The organism is Bartonella queenslandensis AUST/NH15 (assembly GCF_000312585.1).
Classification (GTDB): domain Bacteria; phylum Pseudomonadota; class Alphaproteobacteria; order Rhizobiales; family Rhizobiaceae; genus Bartonella; species Bartonella queenslandensis_A.
Window position 1 is genome coordinate 53057 of the sequence record NZ_HE997997.1, and the last position, 4723, is coordinate 57779.

A 4723-nucleotide genomic window follows, 5' to 3' on the forward strand; every position below is an offset into this window, starting at 1 on the left:
TATCATTTATTTTCTTAAAAACAATGCTACATCATGTATCGATAGAGGTTTGATGGGCGTCAGAAAGACTTACAAATGAGTTTTTTATTACAATGAGAAACTTTCTTTTTTCATATTCATATATCTGAGCGTTATTTTTCTCTATGAGAAGTGCGATATTGTACTTTAGCATGATTGATTGTAGTAGGCTTTTATATCAATTGAATAATTGGAGCTATTATTATATTTATGGCCGTATAAGAATAAAGCTTTCTAAAAACTAAAAGTAAGTATTTTTTTTGTATATAAAGGGAGAGTTATGGGGATATGAGAGTAGTGCCCTCGTGATATTTTACAATCTTCCATCGTCTGTAAAATTTGCAGTAGCACCAATGTTGGACTGGACAGACCGACATTGTAGGTTTTTTTATCGTCTTTTAACGAAAAAAACACTTCTTTATACGGAAATGATGGTAGCAGATGCTGTCATTCACGGTATCCGCGAAAAATTGTTGACTTTTAACCATGAAGAATGTCCAGTTGCATTACAACTAGGAGGGACAGATCCCAACGAGCTGGCAGAAGCTGCACGCATTGCTGAAGATTTTGGCTATAACGAGATAAATCTCAATGTCGGTTGCCCGTCAAATCGTGTTCAAGCAGGAGCATTTGGGGCTTGTTTGATGTTACATCCAGATATTGTAGCAAATGCTGTGGAGGCAATGAAACAAGTGGTTACTATACCTGTAACTGTCAAATGTCGGATTGGAGTGGACGAACAAGATGAAGAATTAGCCTTAGATCTTTTGGCTAATCAGGTTTGGAATGCTGGTTGCGATGCTCTCTGGATACATGCCCGCAAGGCTTGGCTACAAGGATTAAGTCCAAAAGAAAATCGCAATATTCCGCCTCTTAATTATGAAAGAGTTTATAAATTAAAACGTCAATATCCTCATAAATTCATTGGGATAAATGGTGGAATTAAATCTATTGATGAAATCAAAGAGCATTTGACTTTCTGTGATGCTGTCATGGTTGGTCGACAAGTTTATCATGATCCAACTTTGTTAAAGCATATCGATTTTGAACTCTATGGTGAGTTGCAGAATCATTTGAGTGAAAGTGATCTTATTGAGGTTATGTGTGATTATGCGGCTCAACATATTGCTTCGGGAGGACGGCTTTCTCATGTGACGCGTCATATGATTGGTTTATTTCATGGGCGGGATGGGGCTCGTCGATGGCGGCAAATACTATCAAATGATGCGACAAAACCAAACGCAGATATATATATTTTGAAAGAAGCTTTTTCTGCTCTCATTGAATAATAACGAGACGATTTAATATTATGTTAAAAGTTAGATGCATTTATCAATTTTATTTTTTCACGATGATTTTTCTTACTTCAATTTTATAGTTTTGAGAAGCTTATAGCTTTTATTATGAATAAGAATGTTGAAGTTTATATATTAAACAGCATGCCGATTATGCCTATTAAATAAAAATAGGTTAAGGGTATAACTGTAAAAGTAGTCATAAGATATTAATAACATTTTGAATTTTTTATGTTTGTTATTGAAATAGAAAATATAATATCAAAATCATCACTTTTATAATATTTAACGTTTTTAAAACACTGTTTAAAAAAGCAATAAATTATTCATACCCTCTATATATGACGTTATTTTCATTAAACATTGTAGATTTTAAAAGGTATCCTCATGACCGTTAGTCCATTTGATGATTTTCGTGCTTTGCTTACAAATTTACCTGTTGCTGATGAATTTTCTATAATTTTGGCAAAAAAACGGCAAGAAAACTTAACAAAAGTACGAGGCGCATTAGGAAAATTGGGAGATATTGCTGTTTGGTATGCGGGGTGGAGGGGGACAGAAAAGCCTATTGTAATGCGACCTTTGGTCGCCATTTTTTCTGGAAATCATGGTATTGTAGAGGAGAATGTTACACCATTTCCACAATCTATGACACGAAAAATAGTAGAAAATTTTGCATCTGGTGGTTCTGCTATCAACCAAATTTGTATAGCCTATAATCTTGGATTAAAAATTTTTGATTTAGCATTGGAATATCCAACAATGAATATTGCGAAGGATGCCGCAATGGATGAGCGGAGTGCTGCTGCTACAATGGCATTTGGAATGGAATCTATTGCTGGTGGAACAGACCTTTTATGTATTGGTGAAATGGGGATTGGAAACACAACAATAGCTTCAGCTTTATGTGTAGCATTATTTGGTGGAGAAGTTGAAGAGTGGACAGAAAATGGTATGGGGGAAGGAGATGATTTTTATCAGCGTAAAATAGCAGCGGTTAAGACAGCAATTTCTTTGCATAAGGAGCATTTTAATGATCCTTTTGAGATAATGCGTCGCTTAGGAGGACGTGAAATCGCTGCCATGATTGGTGCTATTTTAGCGGCAAGAATGGAAAAAATACCCGTTATTTTAGATAGTTTTGTTGCAACAGCAGCTGCAGCGGTCCTTTATAAAATGCATCCAAGGGCTCTTGAACATGTTCTTGTTGGACATGTTTCTTCTGAGAAAGCGCATCGTAAACTTTTAAAAAAAATTGGCAAAGAACCACTTCTAGATTTGGAAATGTGGCTTGGTGAAGGAGCCGGAGCCGCTATGGCTGCTGGTATTGTCAAAGCTGCGGTTTTAACACATGCGCAAATGGCGGTTTTGAACCAAGAAAGTTTGAACGCATAAAAGATAATGGGATAGCTATAAAAAAACTCTTAAGAATTTTGCTCATTTACCTTTTCATGTAATTTAATATAATTAAGGGGAAGTTCCGTTGTATATTTAATCTGTTCCATTGCGAAAGAAGATGAGACGTCACGGATGTCAATTTTAGAAATTAATTTTTTATAAAAAAGATCATAAGCTTCAATATTGGGAACAACAACACGCAATAAATAGTCAATATCTCCACTCATTCGATAAAATTCAATGACTTCACGGAATTCTTGCACAATTTTTGAAAAACGCTTAAACCATTCATGACTATGTGTATTTGTGCGAATAGAAACAAAAACTGTGACACGTGCATTTACTTTTTCTGGAGAAAGAACAGCAACGCGACGCTGAATAACACCATCTTCTTCAAGTTTTTGAATTCTACGCCAGCAAGGAGTCGTTGAAAGTCCAACTTTTTTAGCAATATCAGCGACAGAAAGTGTCGCATTTTCTTGCAAAAGATGTAAAATTTTTCGGTCAAGACGATCCATATTTTTTCTCAATATTTTAATTTATAAAAACTTACGCACTAAACAACGCAAATATACAATAAGCTCATCGCTAAACCATGAATTTTTCTGTAACCAAGAAGTATTTCGCCATGATGGATGAGGCAAAGGCATAACATTATAGCCACGAGGTTGGGGGATGGAAAGGATATTTCTCCAATCACGAACGGTTGCTGAAACAGTTTTATGTTTTAATTCTGTAATATGCCACTTTTGCGCATAACTTCCAATAGCAAGAACAAGTTTTATTTGAGGCATCGCTTGAAATATCTTTTCATGCCAAATTTCTCGACATTCACGTCTTGGTGGCAAATCAGCTTTATTTTTGTCATATCCTGGAAAACAAAATCCCATAGGAACAAGTGCAAAGAGAGATCTATTATAAAATTCTTCTTTCGTGACATTAAGCCAATCACGTAGTCTTTCGCCTGAACGATCATTAAAAGGGATAGATGTTTCATGGACACGCAATCCTGGTGCTTGTCCTGCAATTGCAATCAAAGCTGTATCAGATAAATAAACGACGGGATTTGGTTCATGAGGAAGAGGAGGAAAATAATGTGGTTGTTGGATACAAATCCGACAGGAATAGATTTTTTTTTCAAGTTTGATAATATGATTACATTGTTTCATTGCTCAATAAAATTTAAAAATACTTTTCTTATTCTATGCGGGGATTTGCCTTGCGCCATTCTTTGGGTCGTTGAAAACTTGATGCCCATATTCCCTTTTTTTTCCTTCTGGCTTCTTGCTCTTCTTTGGGGTATTCATAATAGCTTACAGCCCAACCATTTCGTACGAGCGTTGCGTTGATATTTCTAACTTGTTTTGTTTGACATGTTGCAAGGATACGGCGATATTTATCTGTTTTATGCCAGTGACATGTGACATTTTGATTTTCGAGTAGTTGTTCCAAATATTTTTTTGCCTCAAGTCCACAAGGGTATCGTGCATCTTTTTTTCCACAAAATTGATGGAGTTCAGGAGCATCAATTCCAAACAGTCGAATCTTAATGGAGGAAATCATGATGGAATCGCCATCAATAATTGATGCTTTTCCTTCAACATAATTTTGAGAAGAGATTTTTTCTTTTTGGGGTAAAGGCCGAGTCTGCTTAAAATAAGTTGCCACAATTATAAGAATGCTAGCAGCGATAAAAATACTAAAACCAATAATTTCTTTTAAGCTTCTTAGATTAAAATGAGAAAGAACTTTTTTCATGAAATAAGAAACTGCTACTATCATTATGTATTGTTTATAATTCTTTCAAAAATTTCATTCACACGATAAAATAACATTCCGTTTTAATGATAAAATTTTTATCAGTATCACAACAATCAAATACCCATGCAGTATAATATTTAAGCAACTTAAAAAATAAATCAACTCAGCTAAATTTATATAAAACATCCAAATTTAAAGTTGTACAGATTTTAAAGTAAATTTTTTAAGATACAAAAAAACAGTCTCCCGAA

5 protein-coding genes are annotated in these 4723 nt (G+C 34.7%); 2 read left to right on the forward strand and 3 right to left on the reverse strand.

Annotation, left to right across the window (positions count from 1 at the left end; all coding sequences use genetic code 11):
* The first annotated feature begins 323 nt into the window (after positions 1-323).
* Positions 324-1307 carry a tRNA dihydrouridine(20/20a) synthase DusA gene (dusA, locus tag BN338_RS03890; protein WP_039759214.1) on the forward strand — a complete coding sequence of 328 codons (984 nt, stop codon included), beginning with the start codon at positions 324-326 and terminating at the stop codon, positions 1305-1307.
* Positions 1308-1700: 393 nt separating this feature from the next.
* Positions 1701-2708: a nicotinate-nucleotide--dimethylbenzimidazole phosphoribosyltransferase gene (cobT, locus tag BN338_RS03895; RefSeq protein WP_039759216.1), complete on the forward strand. Its 1008-nt coding sequence runs from the start codon at positions 1701-1703 to the stop codon at positions 2706-2708.
* 29 nt (positions 2709-2737) lie between these two features.
* Here cobT and BN338_RS03900 read toward each other — a convergent pair whose 3' ends face one another.
* From BN338_RS03900 to BN338_RS03910, 3 genes are read right to left on the reverse strand one after another with little or no spacing between them, the layout of a single operon-like run.
* The gene (locus tag BN338_RS03900; protein WP_039759218.1) at positions 2738-3229 is read right to left on the reverse strand and encodes an Lrp/AsnC family transcriptional regulator; all 492 of its coding nucleotides are present in this window, start codon (positions 3227-3229) and stop codon (positions 2738-2740) included.
* 21 nt (positions 3230-3250) lie between these two features.
* On the reverse strand, positions 3251-3880 hold the full coding sequence (locus tag BN338_RS03905; RefSeq protein WP_039759219.1) for a uracil-DNA glycosylase family protein: 630 nt from the start codon (positions 3878-3880) through the stop codon (positions 3251-3253).
* A 28-nt stretch (positions 3881-3908) separates the two neighbouring features.
* Entirely contained in the window at positions 3909-4469 is a 561-nt protein-coding gene (locus BN338_RS03910) for a thermonuclease family protein (RefSeq protein WP_039759231.1), read from the reverse strand.
* Between the last annotated feature and the right edge of the window lie 254 nt (positions 4470-4723).

Excerpts from the sequence above, each read along its gene's own strand:
- cobT (WP_039759216.1), top strand. The coding sequence starts at position 1,701 with ATGACCGTTAGTCCATTTGATGATTTTCGTGCTTTGCTTACAAATTTA.
- BN338_RS03900 (WP_039759218.1), bottom strand. The coding sequence starts at position 3,229 with ATGGATCGTCTTGACCGAAAAATTTTACATCTTTTGCAAGAAAATGCG.
- BN338_RS03905 (WP_039759219.1), bottom strand. The coding sequence starts at position 3,880 with ATGAAACAATGTAATCATATTATCAAACTTGAAAAAAAAATCTATTCC.
- BN338_RS03910 (WP_039759231.1), bottom strand. The coding sequence starts at position 4,469 with ATGAAAAAAGTTCTTTCTCATTTTAATCTAAGAAGCTTAAAAGAAATT.